Here is a 4,244-nt window from a genome sequence, read left to right on the forward strand (position 1 = left end):
TTCTGCGCCCCCCCCCCCCCCCCCCCCCCCTCCCTCCCCCCCCCCCCGAACCCACCCGTCCCACCCCCCCCCCCCCCCCCCCCCGGCGCCCCCTTGCCCCCCCCCCCCCCCCCCCCGGGGCTCGGGGAACGGGGTCACAGGCCCCGGCACTGGCCGGTGGCGGGTCCGTGGACTGTGTTCGTCAGTCCGGCGTTCACCGGGGCTGGGGTGTTGCCCGTACAGGTGAGCGGGCCGTTGACCGTGTTGCCGGCGACCAGCGGTGCCGGGGCGGTGGCGGTGCCGGTCAGGACGACCGGACCGCTGATCCCGACCCGTTCCACGATCACGTCACCGGTGGTCCCGGTGATGCTCACCGGCCCGCTGACCGAGCCGCCGAGCAGTTCGACCAGCACCGCGCCGGTGGCGGTCACCGGTCCCCGGATCGAGGCGCCGGTGGCGATCAGGGACGCGCCGGGGCGTACCACCACCGGGCCGGAGACGGTGGCGCCGGCCAGGCAGGTCACCCCGTCGGCGATGGTCAGCGGACCGTTGTGGTTGCCCGAGACCGTGGCGGTGCAGGTGTTCACGACCACGGTGAAGTGGGCGGTCGTGCTGCCGCCGGGTCGGGTGGCCGTGATCGTGGCCCGGTAGACGCCGTCGCGGGCGTACGCGTGTTCCGCCGTGGCCGCGTAGATGCCGTTGATGCTCTTGTTGGTGCCGGCGGTGCCGCTCAGGGTCGCCGCCGACGCGGTCCCGTCACCCCAGTCGACCGTCGCCGTCACCTGGTCCAGCGCCGCTCCCGGCGTGGCCACCGAGGCGATCTCCCCGGAGACCGTCCGCGAGTCGGTGGTGATGTCCGGTGCCGCCACGTCGACCCGCCACGGCACCTGCGGGGAGGCGTAGAAGTTCTGGCCCTGCACCTGCCGGCGTACGCCGTGGCTGGCGATCCGGGAGACGAAGGAGGCGAGGTTGCGCTCGGGGTGGATGTTCGGTGACCAGCCGATCTCGGCCGTCGCCGGCATCCGGGGGAAGACCTGGAACTCGATGTCGGCCAGGGTCCGCAGCGTCTCGGACCAGATCGGCGCCTCGACACCGATGATGTCGGCGTCGGTCACCGCCGGCAGGGTGACCCCGCCGGTGGTCCGCTCCGGGATGTAGGTGCCGGGGTCGCTGCTGGTGCCGGTCCAGTTGTAGAACTGCGACACGTCCAGCCGGCCGGCCCAGCTCAGCCCGAGCGGGCTGCCGACGAACTGCTGCATGTCCAGGTACGTGTGGTTGGCCGGTGACATGACGACCTTCATGCCCTTCTGCACCGCCCGACGGGCCGAGTCACCGCCGGAGCCGGTCGGGTTGCCGTTGTTCCAGAACTGGGCGACCGACTGCGGCGAACCGGGCTGGTCGAAGTTCGCCTGGGAAACCTCCGCCCAGCCCATCACGATCTTGTCCTGCGCCTTGACGATCTGGGCCTCCCGGTCGACGAAGTCGACGTACCGCGCGCTCGACAGGATCGACGCCGGCACCTCGTCGCCGCCGAGGTGGTAGTACGGGCCGGGGGTCATCGCGCTGAGCTGGTTGATGATGTCGGTGATGATCGCCCAGGTGTTGGGGCTCTCCGGGCACATCGCGCTGTAGCCGACGGCGGTGGTGAGGTTCCACTGCGGCGGGGTGCGGTTGGTGCAGTTGACGTCCGGCAGGACCGGGTCGGCCTGCGGTCCGGCGTACGACATGACGATCGCGTTGGTGTGCCCCGGTGTGTCGACCTCGGGGATGACGGTCATGTGGTGCGCGGCGGCGTAGTTGACGACGTCGACGTACTCGGCCTGGGTCCAGTAGCCGCCGGGGTCGTTGTTGATGGAGAACTGGCCGCCGATGGTGGTGAGTTCGGGCCGCCCGTCGATCGCGATCCGGAAGCCCTGGTCGTCGCTGAGGTGCAGGTGCAGCACGTTGAGCTTGTACGCCGACGCCTGCTCGATCAGCCGCTTGGCCACCTCGGGCGACTGGAAGTGTCGGGCGATGTCGAGCATCACGCCCCGGTAGGCGTACCGGGGGCGGTCGGAGATCCGTACGCCGGCCACGGTCCACGGACCGGGGCGTACGGTCGGACTCTCGATCCACGGCGGGAGCAGCTGGCGCAGGGTCTGTACGGCGTAGAAGAGGCCGGCCGGCTCGGCCGCCGCCAGCCGTACCCCGGTGTCCGAGGCGTCGATCCGGTAACCCTCGGCGCCGAGATCGTCCGCGTCGGTGAGCTGGAACGCGATGTCACCGGGGCGGGGCGTGGCGGTCGAGACCGGCAACGGGTAGCCGGTCGACGGGCGCAGGATCGCCGCCAGGGTGTTCGCCGCCGGCAGTGCCGCAGCGCCGTCGGGGGCGCCCACCACGATCCGGGTCGCCGGTCCGACCTCGAAGGACTGACCGGGCACGTCGACCACGCTGGCCGGGATCGGTACGAGGTCGGCCGGGCCGGTCGGGGCGGTGTCGGCCAGTGCCGGTGTCGCCGACGGGCCGGCAAGCACCATCGTCTGGACCACGAGGGTGAGCGCGAGTACGGCGCCGCCGAGCCGCCGTCGGCGTACCCGGTTGGTCCGTCTGTCCCCTGTTCCTGCCAACAACCGGCCGGACGTCTGCATGTCACGCTCCCTGTTCCGGGGTGCGCGGCGTCCGCCGGGCGCCCACCGACCGCTGGCTGTCGGGTCGGTACGGACGCGGGCAGTGGCGGTCGACCGGCGCGGCTTGGGTGATCGATGCGGTTTGGATGATCAACGCGAAGGACGCTGGCCGAATGATAGGCACCGATACGACGTACTGTAAAGAGTCCTTACATTGAGTGACGCGGGTCAGCCCGACGCGGCAACCGTCGGGCCAGCACCCGCCCGTACGTCAGTGCCTCCATGGAAGCGACAGTTCAGCCTGAACTGTATTCAGAGAAACGTTGAACCTCGGGATGGCCGGGGGTGGTCCGGGCACCGGCGACTTCTGGAAATGTGGGGGATGAGGTTCGTCGGCCTACCGGGGGTGGAGGCGTGACATGTCCGATTGGCGGTCCCGCGCCCAGCGTCCGGCAAAACGCGCCTGGCGACGGTCACACGAGCGGTACCCGCAGCCGTCGCCACCGGAACTGTCGATGGACCCCCGGGCCGCCCACCCGCCGGCACCGGTCGAGGCGAGCGTGGTCACCTCCGGCATCTACCGGGACGGCCACCGCGTCGACGCCCCGACCAGCGTGACCGGAACCTGTGAACTGCTCCGGCGACAGCCCGGCACGATGGCCTGGATCGGCCTGTACCGACCGGCCGAGGCCCAGCTCATGGCGGTGGCCGAGGAGTTCGGCCTGCACGAACTGGCGGTGGAGGACGCCGTCGTCGCCCACCAGCGTCCCAAACTCGAACGGTACGGCGAGACCCTGTTCGTGGTGCTGCGCGCCGCCCGCTACCTCGACGACATCGAGGAGGTCGACTTCGGCGAACTGCACGTGTTCGTCGGCCCGAACTTCGTCCTGACCGTCCGGCACGGCGAGGCACCCGACATGGGTGCCGTCCGGCGCCGGATGGAGGACGACCCCGACCTGCTGCGGCGCGGCCCCGAGGCGGTGCTGTACGCGATCCTGGACGCGGTGGTGGACGGCTACGCCCCGGTGGTCGCCGGGCTGCAACACGACATCGACGAGATCGAGACCGAGGTCTTCGGCGGTGACCCGAAGGTGACCCGGCGCATCTACGAACTCTCCCGTGAGGTGATCGAGTTCCAGCGCGCCTCCCGACCCCTGCTGGACATCCTGCGGGCGCTGACCGCCGGCTTCGCCAAGCACGGCACCGACGAGGAGTTGCGCCGCTACCTGGGCGACGTGGCCGACCACGCCACCACCGCCGCCGAACGGGTCGACGGGTTCCGGCAGATCCTCACCGACATCCGCACCCTGAACGCCACCCTGGTCTCGCAGGCGCAGAACGAGGAGGTCAAGCGCCTGACCGAGGCCAGCTACACGCAGAACGAGGAGGTCAAGAAGATCTCCGCGTGGGCGGCTATCCTGTTCGCCCCGACCCTGATCGGCACCATCTACGGGATGAACTTCGACCACATCCCGGAACTGCACTGGAGCTTCGGCTACCCGTTCGCGCTGGCCCTGATGGCCCTGGTCTGCACCTTGCTCTACCTCGTCTTCAAGCGACGCAACTGGCTGTGATCCGCCGGGCGGGGGGGGGGGGGGGGGGGGGGGGGGGGGGGGGGGGGGGGGGGGGGGGGGGGGGGGGGGGGGGGGGGGAGGGGAA

The 4,244-nt window shown here is 71.1% G+C and carries 2 protein-coding genes; one reads left to right on the forward strand and one right to left on the reverse strand.

Going from position 1 to position 4,244, the window contains the following annotated elements; translation table 11 throughout:
• Positions 1–134: 134 nt before the first annotated feature.
• Positions 135–2,606, reverse strand: coding sequence for a beta-N-acetylhexosaminidase (locus tag ACZ6QQ_RS25930; protein ID WP_465879764.1), 2,472 nt, complete (start codon positions 2,604–2,606; stop codon positions 135–137).
• A 398-nt stretch (positions 2,607–3,004) separates the two neighbouring features.
• Between ACZ6QQ_RS25930 and ACZ6QQ_RS25935 the strand changes: the two genes are divergently transcribed.
• Complete coding sequence (locus ACZ6QQ_RS25935; RefSeq protein ID WP_465879765.1) at positions 3,005–4,159, forward strand: magnesium and cobalt transport protein CorA; 1,155 nt, start codon at positions 3,005–3,007, stop codon at positions 4,157–4,159.
• Positions 4,160–4,244 lie beyond the last annotated feature (85 nt).

The sequence above is a fragment of the Micromonospora sp. NPDC049529 genome (assembly GCF_055586685.1).

Bases quoted from the DNA above. Each gene is read 5' to 3' on its own strand.
- ACZ6QQ_RS25930 (WP_465879764.1), bottom strand. From the start codon at position 2,606: ATGCAGACGTCCGGCCGGTTGTTGGCAGGAACAGGGGACAGACGGACC.
- ACZ6QQ_RS25935 (WP_465879765.1), top strand. From the start codon at position 3,005: ATGTCCGATTGGCGGTCCCGCGCCCAGCGTCCGGCAAAACGCGCCTGG.